The organism is Vibrio kyushuensis (genome assembly GCF_050337325.1).
In the GTDB taxonomy this organism is placed as follows: Bacteria; Pseudomonadota; Gammaproteobacteria; order Enterobacterales; family Vibrionaceae; genus Vibrio; species Vibrio kyushuensis.
Window position 1 is genome coordinate 1101957 of the sequence record NZ_JAKJSV010000002.1, and the last position, 20995, is coordinate 1122951.

Genomic DNA, 20995 nt, shown 5'->3' on the forward strand with positions numbered 1-20995 from the left:
ATTAATCAAGTGCCGATAAGCGTTATAAATAACACTCTGCTCTTAACCACCGTTTTGGATCTTTAGGAATAAATAATAAAGGCAGTGGTAATACAAACTGGGGAAATAAAAAATAATCATTAATCCCTGCAAGAGTAATGAAAAACTCAGCTTTCATCTAGGATATAGGATACAAATCACCATGAACAAAGATTTTACATTTACAGTTAAGAGCCTTAGTCTCGATGAAAATTATCATCCGTCAGACAGCACTCGTATTACAACGAATTTCGCTAATTTAGCTAGAGGCGTTAGTCGTCAAGAGAACTTGCGTAATGCCCTAAAGATGATAGACAACAGTTTCAATGCCTTAGCGCACTGGGATAACCCAAAGGGAGATCGTTATTCGGTCGAGCTTGATATTATATCCGTTGATATGGACATTGAAAGCAGTGAGCAAGCATTCCCTTCGATTGAAGTATTGAAAACCAATATTGTCGATCATAAAACGAACAAACGTATTGAAGGTATTTTAGGGAATAATTTCTCCTCTTACATTCGAGATTATGATTTTAGTGTATTACTACTTGAGCATAATAAGGATCAATCTCAATTTAGCATTCCAGATAATTTTGGCGACCTACATGGAAAGCTCTTCCAATATTTCGTGAACTCTAAAACATACCAGCAGCACTTTCAAAAGTTACCTGTTATCTGTCTCAGTGTTTCAGATAACAAAGTTTATAGCAGAACGGAAAACCAACACCCAGTGTTAGGTTTTGAATATGAACCAAACGAATCGTCTTTAACTGAGCAATATTTTAATAAAATGGGCTTACAGGTTCGCTATTTCATGCCGCCAAATAGTGTTGCACCATTAGCCTTTTATTTCTTTGGTGATTTACTTAATGATTACTCTAACCTTGAACTCATCAGCACCATAAGCACCATGGGTACATTTCAAAAAATATACCGCCCTGAAATTTACAATGCGAACGCAATTGCGGGTAAATGCTATAAACCAAGTTTGAAGAGTTTGGATCACTCATTAACTCAAATTGTTTATGACCGAGAAGAGCGTAGCCAGTTAGCTATTGAGCAAGGAAAGTTTGCTGAAGAGCACTTCATCAAACCATACCAAACTGTACTTGAGCAGTGGTCTGCCAATTACACTCTTTAACTAACTAAATAATATGACGGCATTGATTATGAAAACATTATTACCTACTTCAACGGCAGGCAGTTTACCTAAGCCCTCTTGGCTCGCAGAGCCTGAAACACTTTGGTCACCTTGGAAATTACAAGGTAAGGAATTAATAGACGGTAAACATGATGCGTTACGTTTGTCTTTTCAAGAACAAGAACAATCTGGCGTCGATATTGTTAGTGATGGTGAGCAAACGCGCCAACACTTTGTTACTACGTTTATTGAGCACTTGAGCGGCGTTGATTTTGAACAACGAAAAACCGTTAAAATTCGTGACCGCTATGACGCGAGTGTACCTACCGTAGTTGGCCCCGTTTCTCGCCAAAAACCCGTTTTTGTTGAAGACGCTAAGTTTTTGCGTAAGCAAACCAATAAACCCATTAAATGGGCCCTACCTGGCCCAATGACGATGATCGATACTCTTTATGATGACCATTATAAAAGTCGTGAAAAACTCGCGTGGGAATTTGCCAAAATCCTCAACCAAGAAGCAAAGGAATTAGAAGCTGCAGGGGTTGATATAATCCAATTTGATGAACCTGCTTTTAATGTATTTTTTGATGAAGTCAATGATTGGGGTATCGCTTGTTTGGAAAGAGCGATAGAAGGCCTAAAATGCGAAACTGCGGTACATATTTGCTATGGGTACGGCATTAAAGCCAATACCGATTGGAAAAAGACTTTGGGGTCAGAATGGAGACAATACGAAGAAGTGTTTCCCAAACTCCAAAAATCTAATATCGATATTATCTCATTAGAATGTCATAACTCTCGTGTTCCAATTGAACTACTAGAACTTATTCGCGGTAAAAAGGTAATGGTAGGTGCTATTGATGTCGCAACCAATACTATTGAGACGCCAGAGGAAGTCGCTAATACCCTACGAGAAGCACTTAAATATGTTGACGCTGACAAAATTTATCCGAGCACCAATTGTGGCTTGGCACCTTTATCTCGTCATGTAGCAAAAGGTAAGTTAAGTGCTTTAAGTGCAGGAGCAGAAATCATTCGAAGAGAACTTTCGATTTAGTACTAACCGATAATATAAAACTGGAGGAAACTAGTACGTTCTAAGGAATAATCTTCAATTGACCATAGAAAGTTGTTTTCGACCAAAGTGCTCAGTCATTAGGCTGAGCACAAAAAACAAAAAACTGAATATAGTAACCAATTCCCTTTCGAACAATAGGTTGATCAACTTTTCACTACCATACTTCCACCTAACGAATAACCTAGATTCGTTCTCAAATGGTTAACGCTTACATAGCAAACGCCAAAGTCCTACGACTTGCCTAGTCCCTTTCCTAACTAATAGATAACGACTCGTTTATAACGTACAATATGGCCATCAGTTCCAATCAGAACAGCGCTAGTTTTATGTTCCCCACTATGTAATCCATAACTCTAGTTTTCACAACAAAGGCAATATATTCAAATGGTTAACAACGCAATACAATGGTTCCCTGGGCATATGCACAAAGCCCTTAAAGAAATTGAAGAAGCGATCCCTCAAGTCGATGTCATTATTGAAGTTCTTGATGCTCGTATACCATTTAGTAGTGAAAACCCGGTAATTTCAAAATTACGTGGCGACACACCAGTTGTAAAAGTACTGAACAAAAGAGACTTAGCCGATCCTGAACTCACAAAGCTATGGATCGAACATCTTGAGAAAGAACAAGGTGTTAGAGCAATTGCAATTACTACTGCGCACTCTCATGAAGTGGCTATGGTCATGGATGTTTGTCGTAAGCTTGCACCTCACCGTGAAACAATTGGCAAGAACATCCGTACCATGATCATGGGCATCCCTAATGTGGGTAAATCGACCATCATCAATTGCCTTGCGGGTAAAACAATCGCAGTTACAGGCAACCAGCCTGCTGTAACGCGTCGTCAACAGCGTATCAATCTGCAAAATGGCGTTGTGCTTTCAGATACCCCGGGGGTTCTGTGGCCAAAAGTAGAAAACCCTCATAGTGGGTTCCGCTTAGCAGCAACTGGCGCGGTTAAAGACACAGCAATGGAATATGACGAAGTCGCTTTTTACACGGTTGAGTACTTAGCTAAACAGTACCCTGAAAAGCTTAAAGAGCGTTATATGATCGATGAACTGCCAGAGTCTGATGTTGAGCTCATGGAAGAAATTGGTCGCAAGCGTGGCGCTTTGCGTTCTGGCGGACGTGTTGATTTACATAAGGCATCAGAAATCCTTCTTCATGAGCTTCGTAGCGGTACACTTGGTCAGGTTACTCTTGAATTACCAGAAATGATCACCGAAGAGCTAGTCGAAGTTGAAATTGCTGCTGCTAAAAAAGCGGAACAACAGATTAAGAAGAAAGAAGAACGCCGTAAACGTTATTTGAGAAACAAACGCTAATAGTTCGAAATACCCCAGCTCTGGCAATGACTAAATTCAGAAACAAAAAAAGATACCATCAATTCGAGGGTATCTTTTTTTTCCTGTTTTTAAGTTGCTATAGCTGAAAACAAACCTTTAGTTGAAAAGATTCTTAGGTTGATGCAACCTTAAACTCGCCTACCATTGCCTCTAAAGAGTTTGAAAGCTCATCAAGTTGCCCACTCGATTCTGATATCTGGTGTACTGAACGTTCAGCTTCAATCGACATCAAGCTTATCTCTTGGATATTTCGATTTATCTCCTCAGTCACACTGTGCTGTTCTTCTGCAACCGTTGCTATCTGTGTTGTGATATCGGCTATAACATCCACGGATTCAGACGCCACTTTGAGCGATTCTGTTGTTTTTAAGGCGTAATCAGCAACATGTTCAGCGTGCTCAATGCCATGTTCCATAACCTCTTTCGTTTCTATGGCATCACGTTGCAATACCTCTATCATTTGTGAGACTTCTTCACTGGATTCCTTCGTACTTGAAGCGAGTGAGCGAACCTCATCAGCAACGACAGCAAAACCTCTTCCTTGCTCTCCTGCTCTTGCCGCTTCAATTGCAGCATTTAGTGCCAGTAGATTTGTACGCTCAGAAATTGAAGTAATGGTCGTCAATATGTTCGAAATATTATCAGCGCTGCTATTCAAGCGAGTGATCTTTTCACGGGAGTTATTTAACCCATCAGATAGTTGACGGATCTCACCTGATACGTTGGTGACTTGTCTATAGCTAGTGGTGACTTTTTCCTGTGCCAAAACGGCGGCTTCCGCTGCTTCATTTGTGCTTTTTGTCACCTCAGCTACTGTTGAAGATAACTCATTCATTGCATTGGCGACTTGATCGGTACTTTGTCGTTGTTGATTGACACTTCGGTCAGTGTCACTCGTTACTTCCATCAATTGCTGAGAAGCGGTTGACTGCTGTAGAGCAGCATCAGAGATCTTAATCAACATCTCTTTCAAACTTGTTGCCATTTGGTGCATCGATAGGTAAACACCACCAGCAGACTCATGAATTTCAAGCTCTTCTGAAAGATCGCCATTGGCAATATTACTCGCTATACGTTGCATCGCACTTGGTTCGCCGCCTAATGGTTTCATTATGCTCTTGGTAATAAAGGTCGCTACTGCGAATATGCATAGAACGACTATGCCACTCAACGTAAGCATAATGTCGCGTAACTCATAGAATGCAGCGCACGCTTCTTGTTCATCAATTTCAGTAATGATCGCCCAATTTAAGCCATGTACGCTTAAAGGCTCGTAAGCGGAAAGAACTAACGTTTCATTGTAATCGAATATAGCGCCGATACCTGACTCACCATTCAGTGCTTTTCTTACTGAATCCGTATTTACACGGCCCGTTTCCGGTCTTGCAAACGAGGCGTTAACACTTCTATTCGTCGGGTCTAAAAAAGAGTCCGAGCGCATTAACTTATCGCCACCAACGAGATACGTTTCGCCCGTTTCTCCTAAGCCGGATCTTTCAGACATAATCATATTTAAACGATCGATAGGAAACTGAAACGCCAACACTCCTACTTTAATTCCTTTATCGAAAACTGGAACGGCAATAAAGCCAGCAGGAGCGTTATACGAAGGAAGATATGGTGTGAAGTCTACTAATGAGGCTCCTTGAGTTCTACTGGCTGATTTCGCCTCTTTAAACGCTTTTGCCAAACCACTATTTGCATAAGGACCATCAATCATCGATGTCCCATAATCGACCTCTTTAAATACCGAGTAGATAATATTTCCGCTATCGATATCTAACAAGAAGATGTCGTAATAACCAAACCTATCTAGCAAGTCTTTTAAATACGGATGAATACTTTCATGCACATCATCGTAAATAGAGTTTCTACTAGAGCGAATTTGGCTATCTTTGTTACCAACTTGCGCTTGGTTATTTACTATATAATCAAGCTGAAGCAGTTTCCCGCTAGAACTAATGTCTCTAGTAAGTTGCAGCGAGGTTACCTCACCTTTAGTGGCTGGCGATTTCTCTGTTAGTGTCGATATGAAGTTTTCTTGATAGTAGTTAGAAAGTGTACGATCAATGTCTGCCTCAGACGTATTGTTACTGTCTAAAGAAATTTGATGAAATGCGTTTGTAAATGCTGTTGTAGCATCAATGATCGATTGATTATTTGCTAATGAATTTGCTTGTTCTACTCTGGTATTTAGATATTCAATTACGGCCGATTTCTTCACCTCTCTTAACGCTATCAATTGACTAAACGTTTGCTTTTCGAAATTGCTATTAGCCACATTTAGTGACCAAGCTGAAATAATAATAGCAGGAGTTAGACCGATAACGAGTAACGTTATCAGCAGTTTATATTTTAATGACATGGTTACCTTCCCAATCAACGAGGTATTGCCTATCACTAACATTCAAAGCTTTAAATGATAGGTAGACTGACGGTTACGTATCATTTCTGAAAAATAGCGCAGACACGATGACGTAAGTTGTTTGGGTGCTTAGCGCACCTAGCCTTTTTAGTGACTTTATTGTCACTTATTTATTACTGACTCACTAATCGTAGTAGAGAACTGGTTGCATAAAAAAACCGCCTCTGTATTTTTGACCTAGATCAATTAACAGTGACGGTTCTTGTTGAGTGTTTCATTAATAAAACACAATTGCAATGTGGTTATTGTATCGTAATGTAGGGGTTAACTACTCAATATTTGCTAATTTTATGAGTACACCTTCAAGTTGATCCCAAGGAAGAGGTTGTGAGTCAATCACTTCAATACGAGACTCAAACCCATCCAAAGAAATCTCGTTCACAGAAACAACTCCATTCGCCGAATTGAACGCGAAACAACCTTGATCCGTGTTAACTACGGCCTTAACACGCTCGGCAGTTAACGCACTAAACATTGAGAAAATCTCGTCGAAATCAAATTTATGCTCAGCCCCAAACAGCCAACCACAGCTAAAATAACCCTGACCTTTGTTCTCTTTTCTTATATAAGCTTGACCAGGAGGAAGTTGGAATTGAGGTTCCATTTCAGCGTGTTGATGATGATGCTCTTCAATCTGAGCTGAAGCGCTTGATTGCAATCTAACATTATCAAGGACTTCTAGCGGTAGATCGCCATGCTTAACAAGCTTACTGAACGTTTTGGGTGGGTTTTGATCGGTAATCCAGTCATTAAACGCGTCAATATCAGAAACATTACATTGGTCGACTTTGTTTCCAATGACTACATCTGCGGTATCCAATTGATCATTAAAGTTCTGATTATCTAAATACTTAGTATTCTGTAAGTTTCTTGGATCAACTAAGGCTATCGTCGCTTTTAAATCCACATAATTTTGATACTGCGGCGAAATTAGGGTTGCGACGACTTTTTTAGGGTGACCAAGCCCTGTCGGTTCAATCAGTAACCGGTCGGGCTTTGTACGTAGTAAGGTATTGATACCTACAGACATAGGAACCCCAGCAGTGCAGCACATACAACCACCTGGGACTTCCTTAATTAAAGCTCCTTGTTCAGTTAAAATAGCACCATCAATGCCTATCTCACCAAATTCATTAACCAATACCGCCCACTTTTCATTCTCCGGCTTATTTTTTAGCAAATTCAGAATCGTCGTGGTTTTACCGACTCCGAGAAAGCCAGTTATAATATTTGTTGGGATTCGCTTTTCCATTGAATAGCCTTAACGCAGGAATAATTTTGAAGAGTATATCGAGAATTGAAAATTATTGAATGTAAACTTCACTAGTTTATAAACGACGAAAGGCGCACTACTGTGAGCGCGCCCTATCCCTCGCTACTCAATCGTGAGTTCGCGAATCAAGCCGACTGATGTTGCGACTTGAACTTGTGCGAGGATCTACAAATTTGTTACTTTGAATCCATCCAAATTGTATGTAAGGCCCTAATTATCCTCCATGCGAGTCGGTAGTTCAGAATGCCTTACATATTAACTATGGCTTAGATCCTGACAATTACAAGTGACGTTCGTGAGCTAGATCTCAATTTCAAATACTATTTATTAACGTAAAAATAATATCGATAGAGCAGCTATTTTGAGTAACTTATTTTGCATCTTTAGGTAGTGTAATTTTCAGTATCACCACCAATGCCATCAGTACAAACCTACTTAGATTACAGGACTAAGAAAATAATAGCTTTAAGGTGCCATAATCTATTTCCGTTGATTGCATCTAAGCCTATTAGGTTGTTATTATGCGCACCTTAAAGCCCCTATCCATTGGCTCAATTTTCATCATTCCCAAACGGAGTAAAGCGTTGAACTGGAAGAGATTCACCCAATTTAGCAGTGTGCCCCCATCACAAGCTTCATTGGCATTAGGCATGATTGGTTTAGGCCAAGCATGGGACCTATATATACCAGTATTCGGGGATCTGATTAGACCCTACCTAGCCGGGCTAGGTGCGCTTCTTCTTTTTCCTGTGTTATTGAAATATCTTACAAATCATAGGCTGTTCATTAGCGACTTACGACACCCTTTAAGCGGCAGTTTAATGGCGCCTATTAGCATGTCTCTGCTGATACTCTGCGACTATCTAGCAGCAATATCTCCCATCATTGCATACCCTATCTGGTTTGCAGCGCTGACGCTGCACTTAACGATGATGACATTATTTTTCAGTTTTCAACTCTCAAACTTTAAGATGTCTAATGTAGTACCCAGTTGGTTTCTCTACCCTGTGGGACTAATCAGCAGTTCATTGGCTGGTACACAGTTTGGATACAATGTCTTTTCGTCAACCCTTGTGAATACCTGTATTGCCATCTACTTTTTCATGCTACCACTGGTATTGTATCGATTAGTTTTTGAAGGTGCGCTTTCTATTAGAGCAAAACCAACTTTGGCAATTATGGCTGCACCAATTAACTTAACGTTAGCCAGTTATTTGGTTAACTTCCCTGACCCTGATCCAATTTTAACAGGGGCTCTAGCTGGTATTGCGGTCACCATGACCTTATTTATTTACCTTTGTTACTTCCGTTTGGTACGTCTTCAGTTTCGCCCATCGATAGCTGCACTAACGTTCCCTTCGGTAATAAGCTCTGTTGCCATGTACCGACTCACTGACTTCTTTGAAGAATTTCACCCTCACTGGCACTGGTTACATAAGTTTGGTTTATTAGAGCTGACGATATCCACCGGGCTAGTTATTTGGGTTTCTATCCGTTATGTGAAAATGTATTGGCCTACATTAGGCAAAAATAACTAGGCTCTATATTCACCCTTTAAGGAATAAGGTAGGGGTTCCGCCCTCCTTATTTTTCCACCCTACAACCCTATTAACAAATTACTCATTAACTAGCGCTCTAAAATTGCCTTCCTTTATTTACAATCAATTCAATGCAAAAATTTAATACACTTATAATAATATTGGTCATAATTAAAAATAGATTAGACTTCGTGATGGTACGGATCTGTATCCTTTTGTATTGATGATATATTTTTATTTGTAACCTTAACTAAAAAATAGATATTTCGTAGTCGACCAGTTCATATTTTACTGTCATATATATTTTGTCAGCTGGCACTGAACTATTTACAATTAGAAAGGTATGACTATGAAATATACGACAAAATCATCGTTACCCGATGTGCTGGTTAAGCGATTATCACAAAGCATCGATAATCTGATTTCCCCCAAAGATCGAGGCCGAAACTTAGTCTTAGGAAGAGAACCACAACATAACGATGTGATTTTGCAAAGTAACGATTACTTAAGTTTAGGCAGCCATCCGGCGATTATCGACACACAAGTTACGTCTCTTATCTCTACAACTGATAATGCTTTCATGTCCAATGTGTTTTTGCATAACGATGGCATAACTCAACGAGTTGAAAGCGAAATGGCGGAATTTACCGGCTTCGAACATTGCACAATTGTACCGTCTGGATGGATCGCAAACACCGCTCTAATGCAAACAATATGTAACTCTTCAACGCATGTTTACATTGATTTCTTTACTCATATGTCATTATGGGAAGGTGCCCGTTACGCTGGGGCTAATATTCACCCATTCATGCATAATAACCCCCGTCATTTAAAGCGCCTAATTCGAACTCACGGCCCAGGTATTGTTGTCGTTGATTCAATATACAGTACATTGGGCACTGTCGCCCCGCTTGTAGATATTGTTGAAGTTTCTAATCAAAATGAGTGTGCAACAGTAATCGATGAATCCCATTCATTGGGTACTCATGGTCCTGAGGGGGCTGGATTATTGAAAGAGTTAAACTTATCTTCACAAGTTGATTTTTTAACGGCTAGTTTGGCCAAAACCTTTGCTTTTAGAGCTGGGGGAATATGGTGTAACAATCGATTTGGCGAAACACTGCCCTACGCCGCTTATTCATCCATATTTAGCTCTGCAATGATGGCAAATGAGTTAGACCGAATTAGCGCAACGCTTCGCATCATTAAATCTAGCGATAATGATAGAACAAATCTGTTTAGTCATTCGCATGATTTGATTGAAGGATTAAAAAAGATTGGATTCAATATTCGCAGTGAATCACAAATAATTGCCCTAGAAACCGGGGATTCATCTAATACAATGAAAGTAAGAGATTTCTTAGAAAGTCACGGGATACTAGGTTCCGTGTTCTGTACACCAGCGACACCAGATAATAAAAACATTATTCGTTTGTCGGTCAAAAGTAACATGAAGTATAAGGAAATATCTCATGTTCTAAGCGTATGCGAAAAAGCTTATAGTCACCCTGAACTGTATTTTATTTAGCGGATATCGAGCTAATATTGTAACGTACAGATTACTATTTCAATGCGCTATTTTGAGTAGCGCATATTATATATAATGTTCTAATTTTGACAACAGAGCCTCACTAGTTGCAGGCTTTATAATATAATCATTCATTCCAACACTTTTCATCTGCTCTATACACTCAGTGCTATTATCGCCTGTATGCCCAATAACCGGAATATCAGACCGTTCTATTAATGATTCACGGAGTAACTTAGTGGCTTCGAAACCATTTACATGTGGCATTTCAATGTCCATGATGACGACATCAATATCCTCTGTTTCAACACATCCTAGAACTTCACTCCCATCTTGTGCTTCAATTACTTGAAAGCCTTGCTGAGATAGCAAAATCGACGTTAGAGAGCGGAAAGAGTCGTTATCGTCAACGAGAAGAACTTTACGGTCATAGGAAATTGATTTCTTGGGTATGATATTTCTTCCACAGCAGCCATCTACAAAAATTAACTGATCCAAAGTATCTGTAAATGAGTAAGTCATATCTGACTTGCTGACTGCTGAGAACTGTAAAAAGCGATTGAAGTTGGTGTGGTACTGCTTATCTGAACGATATAGATAAATAATCTTTGCTTCGGTAAAGCACAGCTTTCCTTCGAGTGAATTCAAATCTATCTCTGAGATGGTATCAAGATCAATAAAAATCAAATCGTATTCAAATTGATACTCTTCTAATTCAAGCGCTTCGCCTATACCGACAGAGGTGAGCTGATAACCTAAATAAAAGGAGTGTTCGTTCAAGTTTCGAGTAATGACAAACTCAGTTCCAATAGACAATATGGACTTATTGCGTACTAATTCAAACTTAATATTCTGGACATTTGTCGATTTATACTTAGGAAAACGTAATATAAATTCAGTCCATTCACCGACTTCAGAATTACACTCAATGTCGCCACCAAAAGAACGCATCACTCTTCGACAGAAAGGAAGCCCTAGCCCATAACTACCATTCTTTCCGAACGTATAGAAGTCATTAAATATCGCTTCAATTTTTCCATTTTCAATCCCTTGCCCATTATCTCTTACTCGTAAAGTATTCGTAGTCTCTTCACAAGCGATTTCAATATGGAGGTTAAAGTCCGATTCACTCTGATAATAAAATGCATTCTTAAATAGGTTATATAAAGCATACTTAAGTAACGTATCACTACCGAAATAATCAAATGACTCTGTTTTGGTCACAGTAATGGCATCTTTCGCATTAAACGATTTGTAAGGATAGCTATTGATGGCTTCGGCTAGGACAGTATCAATTTGATGTTTGATAAAGGTTGAGCGCGATACTCGATTCTGATCAATTGAAGTCAGCAACAAATCGATAGCTTCGTTACCATTTTGAATGATGCTATTAGCGTCGTCCAATAACTCATTCATTTTTGTACATTCACTTTTCGACAAGGTCACTTCAGAAGAAACGTTTCTATCGATTGTTCCTTTTAATAAATCGACTGTTGCTTTTAGTGCACTTAACGGGTTTCTCATTTCATGGGCTATGCCAGCACCAAACGATTTTGCTAAAGAAATTCTAGCCTCATGCTCTAACTGATTTCTAAAGTAAAATAAATTACCAAATAGATAGGTGAAAATGAAAACGGGAACATAAGACCAATCAATATCATGAAACTCTGACTGCCCTGTAATTACATGACTCAAAACAAACGCAGCGCCTACTGAAGTAATACATTGCCCTATTAGTACTTTAGGTTCATGAACCAACAGGATATGTAGAAATATCGACGCCATGAACGACATTACCCAAACGCTCGACCAGTCATTCATAATTAACATAAATGAAAAAAAGAAAGGTAAGCACAAAGCAATGCACAACAGGTAATAGTGCGGAAGGTATTTTTTAAGGTAATTAGGTGCAAAGTCCCTTAGCGCAAGGGCGAATAAAGATAAAGCGCACATCAACCTAAATGGTAGGTTCTCATAAGGCTGGGGAAACACGTAGGTCCAAATATAGTAATATGATGGAAAACCAATAGCTCCCATCCACCCTACTATGCTTAAGTTCGGCTCAGCATACTTGTATATTTTGTTGACTACAGCCATGTCACCATCCTAGTAGATATGCTTTGACGTCAATTTCTTAAACTTGCTTGTTCGGTATATCTCATCTTCAAATAGAACAATGGGTGAACAAAATTGTCACCCTTCGTTATTACGTTAGCTTATTAAAAACACTTGGACTATTAAACAAGTCAATTTTTGTCGTGTTAACTAGCTAATCACCTCTATTGAACTGCCTTCCCTGCTAGGTTCAACATCTATTCTTAATGACATTTGCTCTTTCAGCTCACTGACGTGTGAAATTATACCAATCGTCCGACCCCCTAGTTGAAGGTCTATCAGTGTTTCGATCGCTAGATCAAGAGACTCGGGATCTAAGCTTCCAAACCCTTCATCAATGAATAAAGTATCTAAACGAATTCCACCGCTGTATGACTGAACCACATCAGACAGCCCTAATGCGAGAGCGAGTGCTGCCATAAATGACTCGCCACCAGATAATGTCGCTACATCTCTAAGTTTACTGGTATACCCATCTTCAACCATAAGGTCTAGCCCTGAACCCACATTACCTTTGGCGCGCTGTTCTTTACGCTTAAGCTCGTAACGTCCTTTACTCATTTTACGCAAACGTAGTGACGCTTGAATTAGCACATCGTCAAGCAGCACTCCGAGGACAAAACGGTGAAGGCTAATTTTAGAGCCTGTTTTACCATTGGCAACATCACTTAACGTGCCTACGATTCTATATTCTTGGTTAAGCTCTTCGTTTTGCTTAACCAATATTTCAAGCTTTTTTTGTACTTCAATATAACGATCTTGTACTGACTTAAGCTGAGTGTACTGATTCAATATTTCAGCATGGCTTGCCTCCGCCACTTGTCTTAATTCAGACAATTTTTCACATTCTGGCATTTTCAGCCCGACAACACCCTCTTCCAAAGTTGCTACTTCAGCCAGTACCGTTGTCTTAAGCTGCTCAAACAGGTTGATAGCTTGTTCTAACTCGTCAATATCAGTCTTTGAAAGACAAGAGCTTAAGTAGCTTGATTCATCAGAGAATGGGCTCTCTTCCAACTTAATTTGCCACTTCTGAGTAACTTCATCTACCTGAACTTTAGCCTGCGATAGCTGCTTGTTCAGCTCTTCTACGCGTGCCTGACTAGAGATATACATCTGATTGTATTGATCATACTCAGATCTTGTCGATTGTTCATTTTTAGTAATCTGCTCTAGTAGAGTACGTTTTTGCAACAATTGCGACTCAACCCGTGATAAATCTTTCAGTTCTTCTGGAATATCTGACGTTCGAGAATCAACTTCTGTTTGCTCGCGAGCAATCAGTACTTTCGCATTGCTCACTGCTTCTAACTGCTTGTTTAAATTATTTTTTGCATCCGCCAGTTTTTGGCTAACTTGCTGAAGTGCAGTTTCAATTTGTTCAGGCGTTGTTTTAATGAGCTCGGCCATCTCTTGCTCGAGTCGTTTAACCTGTTGACCTATCTGTTCAATTGAAAGTGACTCTTTCGATAATAGTTGCTCATCGAGAGTCGATATCGCCTGTTGTGTCAGCGCAAACTCTTTATCACTCTCAGCTAACGTATCAGTGGCTTTTAGCTCAATATTAACGATCTCTTGCTGATGGGCTCTTGCCACATCAACATTATGCTTTGTCACTTCTTCAGCTGAGAATCGCGCTGGTTCTGGGTGCTCACAACTGCCGCAAACTGGGCATGCTTCGCCCATGTGCAATTGTTTTGCAAGTTGGGCTGCTTGGCTTGAGTGCCACTGATACTCTAAATTATCAGCATAGGCTATTGCTACTGCAGTTTGTTCTTTCGCAACAGCCAGTTTATTAACAGCGTTTAGACGTTGTTCTTTTTGAATATTATGTTTTTCTTGAAGAACACGTTTTTTCTTTTCTAGTTCAAGCTGTTCGAGAAATCCATTATATTGCTGCTGAACAATAGGGATTCTCTGCTGACATTGCTTTGCCTGATCAAGTTGCGATCTCTTGGTCTCGAGATCCGCTTCCAACTGGACAAGCGCCGTCTGTAAGTTATCTCGGTTACCTTCAGCTTGTGAACAATGTCGCTGAGCTTGAAGTAACCGCTGTTCAAATTGAGTTCTTTCCAACAGCTTTGTTCGAACCGATTCCAGATTAAATATCTGGCTCTGCAATTCAGGTGACGCAGCTAGATCTTCTATTGCTAGTTTTAGCTTCGCATCGACAACCAATAAATTTTGCTTAGCCGTTGTAATCATTGCACTAGCTTGAACATGCTCTGATGTTTTTTCTGCCAGATCTTTTTTGCCTACAACAAGCTGAGAGTAAGGAACATCAAGTGTTTGCGCCGATGCAGCGTTACTGCGATATACACGCTTTTGGTTCACATTCACTTCACCAGAGAGCAGCTCTTGTAACTGAATCTTTTTTTGCGCTAACTGAGTAAAACGATCGGCAAGTTCTTTCGCTGACTTCTCTTGAAGCTGGGCCTGCTCTAACTCAATACTAGATTGTGTCATCTTCTCAATAGCTAAGTCCAAACTATTGCCGTTCTCTTTCAAACTCAGAGCTAGTTGAGATTCGTCTTCCACGTTGGCTACATCAAGCACGCCCTTAGTCTGGTTATCAAACTCATCTTTTGCCTTTCTAATCCCGGCTGCTCTTTCAAACAGTGCTCTTTCGATAGCTGAATAAATATGAGTTTGAAACAGTTGACCAAAGATCTGCTCTCTCTCTTTTGAGGTAGCCGTCAGTAGCTCACGAAACTTCCCTTGCGGCAATACCATAACCTGACGAAACTGTTTCACATCAAGGCCTAGTAGGTCACGAATCTCTTTTAACACTGGTGTGGGTTTATTTGCTAGAAGCTTCTCTTCACCTTCGACTAGCTCGTACAACGTGGCGGAGTGAGTCCGTTTTGTTGTCCCATCGCCTCTCTTTTTTGGTACTTCTTGATCCGGTGAACGTACCACTTTATAAATACGATCAAACAATTTGAACTCAAACGTCACTTCCGTAAGCAATTCAATATCCGCATAATCACAACGCATCTGATCACCAGTGCGCTCACTACCGGTCGTTTCGCCATAAAGTGCGTAACAAATCGCATCTAAGATCGAGCTCTTACCCGAGCCTGTCGGGCCATTTATCAAAAATAACGGTGCGTTACCCATTGAAGTGAAATCAATGCACTGTTTTCTAGCAAAAGGACCAAAAGCTTGCAGGGTTATTGTAATAGGCTGCATGGTTATTCCTTATGACCAAGTGTTAGTTCTTTGATAACTTCTGAGATGGTGGCATTTTGTTCATCAGATAAAGTACTCTGCTGTGCTTCCAAGAAAAAGTCTCTGAACATGTCAATCTCGCCTCTTGCTAGTCGTGCTTTACCCATCTCTTGATCAACACCAATCAGCATACCTGGCTTTTCTATATGTAATACGTTTGGGTAGACCTTACGCAGCTTTTCCATTGGGTCTAATATGGCGTGTTTGTCAGTTAAACGAACTAATAGGTAGTCATGAGAATTTGAGTCGTTTTTCCCTTGTTCTAAAATAGCATCTAGTTCGTCTTCAATGATTCGCATTTGATGGGGAGAAACTAAATCAATATGTGTGGCCGATTTAAAACCCTCTTGATCAAGTTCGACAAGCGTCATTCCCTTCTTTTGATGCTGCTCTGAAAAGCTATACTTCATCAATGACCCAGAGTAGCGAATAAACTCTTCACCTTTTTTCTGAGGCTGATGTAAGTGACCTAAAGCCACATAATCAAACGATGTAAAGTGTTCATAACTGACTCTGTCAGAACCTCCGATGGAAAGTGGACGTTCGGATTCTGACTCAATCGCACCATCCATATAACAATGGCTTAATAGCACGTTCTTATGCTCAGCTTTAAAATGGGCAGCTAGCTCAGAAGACAGAAGTTGATGAGCCTCATCATGATTAGAGACTGGCTTCTTATAATGATGTCGTACGAGTTCAGGATCGTTATATGGCATGCCATAAAAAGCAACGTTACCAGCCTGCTCGGTATTGATAACAATAGGCGCAAGCATCTCATCAAATGAACTAATGATATGCAGCCCTGACTCACGCATTTGACTGGCACCAAAGCCTAAACGTTTAGCGCCATCATGATTGCCGGGAATCATAATAATAGGGGTTTCTAGCTCACTACAAATAGTGTTAACCGTCTCATCCATCAACTCGATTGCAGCTGTAGGGGGGACTGAACGATCATAAATATCGCCAGCAATAATCAGTGCATCAACAGGGTTTTCACGTATATATTGAATCATCTGCTGTAAAACGGCTTTTTGATCGTTGAGCAGTGAAACATTGTGAAATTGACGGCCTAAATGCCAGTCAGAGGTGTGAAGAAACTTCATAGGTCCCTGGAATTCTAATGACTATATTTGAGCCTAATAGTAACAAGAAAACAAAAACAATAGGAATGCTAAATCAGCAGTAATACTTATACTTACGAAAGAAAACTGACGCTTAGAAAAGAAAACAGCCACCTTCAGTGGCTGTAATTTGATTTATACCCCAGCGAATGGAGCAAAGTAAACTAAGGCTGACCAAAATCCAAGCCAAGTCATGACAACCATGACATCAAACCAATCGCGACTCCACATTGCATACCTCCCGTCATCTTCGCATCCTCTCCACGAAGATGCCTTTAGATTAGGTTTAGATATGCAAACAATAAGCCATGGTAAGTCTACCTGCTTTTTACTGCTGTTTTATCAAATGCTTGATTAAGTTTTTCAGGAAAATGAGTTAATAACTCCGTAAAACAATCAGCCATGGATAACGAAGTGACAATCCCATCGCCTTTCATTTTGAGAATCGAATCATAACCTTCTTTACCTTTCATGGTATAAGCTGAAGAGGCCCCCGTATAGAGACATTCAGGCTCAACGTCGCGCCAGCCTTGACCATCAACATATATTCTAAGGTTTTGTATTCTTTGGCCTAAATCAGCTGATTCTTCATAAGTAAAACTTAGATTATGAGTATAGGGATATGAGCCAGAACCCGTCCCATTCACACCGTTATTGGTCGCATTATTAATTGCACCTTCTAGAGCACTCGCCAAGTGTTTACCTTTTATGTGGTAAATACCAATAGGAACGGCAAATGGCAGTAATTTTCCGGCAATATCGGCGACAGATACATCACCAGGATTGAGTGAGTTCCTGACACCGCCAGCATTGTGAAGAGCAAAATCAACACTGTGTCCACGGCGATTCATCGCGACTAAAAACGACTCGGCAACCATTGGAGCCAAATCACTGCCACCTTGGGCATCAGGTAAGCGTATGTGCCGTAACTTTTGATTTGCATGAGCGATAATCTGCTTTTGTAATAGTCGAACTTGGGGAATATATTTTTCAAGCAAGATACTTTGTGTGCTTTTGTCTTTCTTGCAGACTACGACGTTAGGGTGCAGCTTCAAAAACTCACACGCTCTAACATGAGTGTTATCACAACCTGTGGTATGCATATTAGCATCTAAGAAAAGACGACGACCTAACAACAGCTCGTTTTTACCAATTAAAGATATCACTTCACCAGATTCATCAAAGTGTATTTCACAGTGCCCCATACTGAGCGCATGAAAACCAGCTTGAACAACGTAAGTTTGATTAACTTTTACGCCATAATCATCATCTTTGCCTAAGCCTAGAGAGCTAAAATCCCCCTGAAGACGGTGGCTATGCCCACCGACAATGACTCCAATACCATTCACTTTTTCAGCTAACTTCAGATCGGCTTCATAACCCAAGTGGCTTAACAGGATGATTTTATTGCTCCCTTGAGCGTGTATTGCTTCAACTGTTCTCTTCGCTGTTTCAGTCGCGTCGACAAACGGAGTATCAAAGTCTGGGTTAGCAATATCCGCCATTTTATCCAGAGACAAGCCAAATATAGCGATTTTTTCTCCTTGTACATCTTTCGTAATCCAAGGTGCTATCTTTTTCTCGGCACAGTAACTGAATACATTATTTGATTCTGAAACTCTATATTCCTTATCCTGTCGCTCATTAGATAAATCCCAATTACCACATAACAATGGGAAGTTAGTGCGTTTTACAAACTGAGCAACTGGCTCGTTACCCATATCAAGTTCATGATTGCCCAATGCCATGGCATCTATTTCTAAAGCGTTAAGCAAGTCAGCATTCGCTTTACCTTTAAAAAGAGAGAAATACAGCGTTCCTTGGAAGCAATCACCGGCATGTAAAAAGACAAAGGCTGTACCTAAGGCCTCTGCATTCGCTTTAATTTGTTTTGCGCGTGTTGCTATACGCGCAAATCCACCTGCGCTCACGAACGGCGTAAGTTGTTGGTTTTCGACATTCAGATTCAACTGTAGTGAGGTAGGCTCAAAATAGGAGTGGGTATCATTAATATGTGCCAGAACGATCTTTGCTGGTCTATTTATCATCTCTTCATTCTTCATCTATCTTCTATTCCTCCTCATCCTAGCGTCTAAATCATGACAGAATCGTGACTTTTATGAAACGTCCTTGAAAAAGAAATTTATCATTCGCAAACTCGGTCAACTTAATTAGACGAATATTAAAAGGTACTAAGTAAGGCTCTACAGAATCTGTGAACTAATAGCCTGCTTATTCACTGTTTTTCAATTATGCTTATTATTGCAGGAGATAAGTAAAGGCAATTTAAGTTGTAGTTTGAGGCTTTAGCTAAAAAGCTATAGCCAACTGGATAGGAGTAAGCCTATGCAAATTGAGCGAATTGAAATTTCCGGCTTTCGAGGAATCAAACGATTATCACTGCCTCTTGGAGAGCTAACTACTCTTATAGGCGAAAATACTTGGGGAAAATCCTCACTATTAGATGCACTCTCTGTAGCATTACCAGCAAATGGAAAGCCTTATCAATTTGAAATGCAGGATTTCCATGTCGATTATTCTATCGCTCACCCGCAAACACAGCACCTACAAATTGTTTTAGCATTAAAATCAACAGATAAGCATGAAATTCGTGCAGGGCGCTATCGAAAAATAAAACCTATTTGGGTTTATGATGAAGACAGCAATGCCTACATCTACTATCGAGTGAGTGCCACACTAGATCAATACGATGTCACGACCAATTTTGCCTTTTTGGACACAAAAGGAAATCCACTTCCTCTACATCATTCAGAAAAACTTGCTCAAGAATTGATGTCACTACACCCTGTGATACGCCTTAAAGATTCTAGACGATTTGAGCGACCATTTGACGAAAAACAAGGGCTAAACACTCGTGTTGAAAAACGGATCAACAATACTTGTCGACGCTTATTAGCGACTCCTGGCCATGTTAATAAAGGGGAAATGCGCAGCAGTTTGAATTCTATGAACATGTTAGTTGACCACTATTTCTCCTTTAAAAGTAGCTCACGCAGAAGCCCACGAAAGCAAAGAGACGGTCTGTTTTTTACTAGTGCGCCTACTGAAAAAAGTGTTTCTCAAGTAGTTGAAGAAACAAAGAGCAAACCAACAAGGCTTTTAATGATGGGGTTGCTTAATGCCTACCTTCAAGCAAAAGGGCCAAATGATTTACGACGGTGCGCTCGCCCATTACTGATTTTAGAAGACCCCGAGGGCCGATTACACCCAACACACCTCGCAAGGGCATGGAGTCTTTTGCAACTGCTTCCGATGCAAAAAATTCTGACTACCAACAGTGGCGAGCTTTTATCTCAAGTTCCTCTCTACACCATCCGTCGTTTAGTTAGGCAATCAGACAAAACCATTGCGACGTCGCTACCAAGCAAAGGTTTTAATAATGATGAGTTGCGTCGAATTGGGTTTCATATACGTTTTCATCGCTCCGGCGCATTGTTTGCGCGGTGCTGGCTACTCGTAGAGGGTGAAACTGAAGTTTGGCTATTCAATGAATTGGCAAACCAATGTGGTTACAACCTTGCAGCAGAAGGCGTTCAAATTATTGAGTTTGCTCAATCAGGGCTGAAATCACTAATAAAGGTAGCGAAAGCATTTGGGATTGATTGGCACGTAGTCACAGACGGAGACGCAGCAGGTAAGAAATACTCAGCTTCAGTTCGAGGTCAACTAGGGAAAGATCAAGAACGCCATCGATTAACTGAGCTCCCTGACCGAGATATAGAACATTATCTCTATTCGCATGGGTTTGAACATTTCTTTAGAGACATGGTCAGAATTCCATACGACCACCCTATTCCAGCTAAAAAAGTGGTTGCTAAGGTATTAAAAAAGCATGCAAAACCTGACCTAGCATTGGCTATTGTCTCTTATTGTGAAGAGCAAGGGGTCGATTTTATCCCCGTCCTTCTTCGATGGACACTGAAAAGAGCGATTACTATGGCAAACGGAAATACCTAAATTCCCCATGTATTTAAGGTGTTACTAATAAACACAGCATACTAACTCTTCATCACAGAATTGCGATAATCAAAGGCACATTGCTTATCAGCTGCTAAGATCAAAAAGATCGAACCAATCTACAAGTTGCATATCTCGTGCTACAAGACGAAAATCTTGCAATTGTTCGGCACACGTATCGTATCGCCAAAACACA

The 20995-nt window shown here is 40.2% G+C and carries 12 protein-coding genes; 6 read left to right on the forward strand and 6 right to left on the reverse strand.

Annotated elements, in window-relative coordinates:
- The first annotated feature begins 181 nt into the window (after positions 1–181).
- The 3 genes from L4D20_RS04855 (at position 182) to ylqF (ending at position 3566) form a co-directional block, all read left to right on the forward strand.
- The gene (locus tag L4D20_RS04855; RefSeq protein WP_428800416.1) at positions 182–1159 is read left to right on the forward strand and encodes a DUF1852 domain-containing protein; all 978 of its coding nucleotides are present in this window, start codon (positions 182–184) and stop codon (positions 1157–1159) included.
- Positions 1160–1187: 28 nt separating this feature from the next.
- The gene (locus L4D20_RS04860) at positions 1188–2216 is read left to right on the forward strand and encodes a methionine synthase (protein ID WP_428800417.1); all 1029 of its coding nucleotides are present in this window, start codon (positions 1188–1190) and stop codon (positions 2214–2216) included.
- A gap of 405 nt (positions 2217–2621) precedes the next feature.
- Entirely contained in the window at positions 2622–3566 is a 945-nt protein-coding gene (gene ylqF / locus L4D20_RS04865; RefSeq protein ID WP_428800418.1) for a ribosome biogenesis GTPase YlqF, read from the forward strand.
- 133 nt (positions 3567–3699) lie between these two features.
- Here the strand turns inward: ylqF and L4D20_RS04870 are convergent, their stop codons facing one another.
- Both L4D20_RS04870 and L4D20_RS04875 read right to left on the reverse strand, forming a co-directional pair.
- Positions 3700–5952 carry a methyl-accepting chemotaxis protein gene (locus tag L4D20_RS04870; protein WP_428800419.1) on the reverse strand — a complete coding sequence of 751 codons (2253 nt, stop codon included), beginning with the start codon at positions 5950–5952 and terminating at the stop codon, positions 3700–3702.
- 328 nt (positions 5953–6280) lie between these two features.
- Positions 6281–7264 (reverse strand): CobW family GTP-binding protein, encoded by a 984-nt coding sequence (locus tag L4D20_RS04875; protein ID WP_428800420.1) that lies wholly within the window; start codon positions 7262–7264, stop codon positions 6281–6283.
- A gap of 605 nt (positions 7265–7869) precedes the next feature.
- On the opposite strand from L4D20_RS04875, the gene L4D20_RS04880 reads away from it, so the two are divergent.
- Both L4D20_RS04880 and cqsA read left to right on the forward strand, forming a co-directional pair.
- Entirely contained in the window at positions 7870–8823 is a 954-nt protein-coding gene (locus tag L4D20_RS04880; RefSeq protein WP_428800758.1) for a TDT family transporter, read from the forward strand.
- A gap of 349 nt (positions 8824–9172) precedes the next feature.
- Positions 9173–10351 carry an alpha-hydroxyketone-type quorum-sensing autoinducer synthase gene (cqsA, locus tag L4D20_RS04885; RefSeq protein WP_428800421.1) on the forward strand — a complete coding sequence of 393 codons (1179 nt, stop codon included), beginning with the start codon at positions 9173–9175 and terminating at the stop codon, positions 10349–10351.
- Positions 10352–10417: 66 nt separating this feature from the next.
- Here the strand turns inward: cqsA and L4D20_RS04890 are convergent, their stop codons facing one another.
- The 4 genes from L4D20_RS04890 to L4D20_RS04905 all read right to left on the reverse strand — a co-directional run bounded on the left by L4D20_RS04890 (position 10418) and on the right by L4D20_RS04905 (position 18884).
- Positions 10418–12448 carry an ATP-binding response regulator gene (locus L4D20_RS04890; RefSeq protein WP_428800422.1) on the reverse strand — a complete coding sequence of 677 codons (2031 nt, stop codon included), beginning with the start codon at positions 12446–12448 and terminating at the stop codon, positions 10418–10420.
- Positions 12449–12616: 168 nt separating this feature from the next.
- Complete coding sequence (locus tag L4D20_RS04895) at positions 12617–15658, reverse strand: AAA family ATPase (protein ID WP_428800423.1); 3042 nt, start codon at positions 15656–15658, stop codon at positions 12617–12619.
- A 2-nt stretch (positions 15659–15660) separates the two neighbouring features.
- Entirely contained in the window at positions 15661–16803 is a 1143-nt protein-coding gene (locus L4D20_RS04900) for an exonuclease SbcCD subunit D (RefSeq protein ID WP_428800424.1), read from the reverse strand.
- Between the two features lie 335 nt (positions 16804–17138).
- The gene (locus L4D20_RS04905) at positions 17139–18884 is read right to left on the reverse strand and encodes a bifunctional metallophosphatase/5'-nucleotidase (protein ID WP_428800425.1); all 1746 of its coding nucleotides are present in this window, start codon (positions 18882–18884) and stop codon (positions 17139–17141) included.
- Positions 18885–19167: 283 nt separating this feature from the next.
- On the opposite strand from L4D20_RS04905, the gene L4D20_RS04910 reads away from it, so the two are divergent.
- Complete coding sequence (locus L4D20_RS04910; protein WP_428800426.1) at positions 19168–20799, forward strand: ATP-dependent endonuclease; 1632 nt, start codon at positions 19168–19170, stop codon at positions 20797–20799.
- Positions 20800–20995: the final 196 nt, after the last annotated feature.

Coding starts and splice junctions, on each gene's coding strand:
- L4D20_RS04855 (WP_428800416.1), top strand. CDS start 182: ATGAACAAAGATTTTACATTTACAGTTAAGAGCCTTAGTCTCGATGAA.
- L4D20_RS04860 (WP_428800417.1), top strand. CDS start 1,188: ATGAAAACATTATTACCTACTTCAACGGCAGGCAGTTTACCTAAGCCC.
- ylqF (WP_428800418.1), top strand. CDS start 2,622: ATGGTTAACAACGCAATACAATGGTTCCCTGGGCATATGCACAAAGCC.
- L4D20_RS04870 (WP_428800419.1), bottom strand. CDS start 5,952: ATGTCATTAAAATATAAACTGCTGATAACGTTACTCGTTATCGGTCTA.
- L4D20_RS04875 (WP_428800420.1), bottom strand. CDS start 7,264: ATGGAAAAGCGAATCCCAACAAATATTATAACTGGCTTTCTCGGAGTC.
- cqsA (WP_428800421.1), top strand. CDS start 9,173: ATGAAATATACGACAAAATCATCGTTACCCGATGTGCTGGTTAAGCGA.
- L4D20_RS04890 (WP_428800422.1), bottom strand. CDS start 12,448: ATGGCTGTAGTCAACAAAATATACAAGTATGCTGAGCCGAACTTAAGC.
- L4D20_RS04895 (WP_428800423.1), bottom strand. CDS start 15,658: ATGCAGCCTATTACAATAACCCTGCAAGCTTTTGGTCCTTTTGCTAGA.
- L4D20_RS04900 (WP_428800424.1), bottom strand. CDS start 16,803: ATGAAGTTTCTTCACACCTCTGACTGGCATTTAGGCCGTCAATTTCAC.
- L4D20_RS04905 (WP_428800425.1), bottom strand. CDS start 18,884: ATGAAGAATGAAGAGATGATAAATAGACCAGCAAAGATCGTTCTGGCA.
- L4D20_RS04910 (WP_428800426.1), top strand. CDS start 19,168: ATGCAAATTGAGCGAATTGAAATTTCCGGCTTTCGAGGAATCAAACGA.